Raw genomic sequence first — 284 nt, forward strand, 5'->3', positions numbered from 1 at the left:
GTCTTTCACAATTACACCAATTGCGTGGACGTGTAGGACGAGGTGATAAAAAATCTTCTTGCATTTTGCTCTATAAAGATCCACTCACCAAAACAGCAGCAAAACGCCTAAATATTATCCGTAATACAGAAGACGGTTTTGAAATTGCCGAAGAAGATTGGCGCTTGCGAGGCGAAGGAGAACTTTTGGGCACAAAACAATCCGGCGTCCCTGAATTTCATATAGCAAATCTTGCTGTTCACAGTGATCTTTTATCAATAGCAAGAAAGGATGCACGCTTATTT

At 40.8% G+C, this 284-nt stretch carries 1 pseudogene; it reads left to right on the plus strand.

Annotation, left to right across the window (positions count from 1 at the left end):
- Window positions 1-284, plus strand: a pseudogene (locus ACFINC_RS11310) (ATP-dependent DNA helicase RecG); the annotation flags it as partial.

Origin of the sequence: Bartonella sp. AP58NXGY, assembly GCF_042195785.1 — a bacterium.
In the GTDB taxonomy this organism is placed as follows: domain Bacteria; phylum Pseudomonadota; class Alphaproteobacteria; order Rhizobiales; family Rhizobiaceae; genus Bartonella.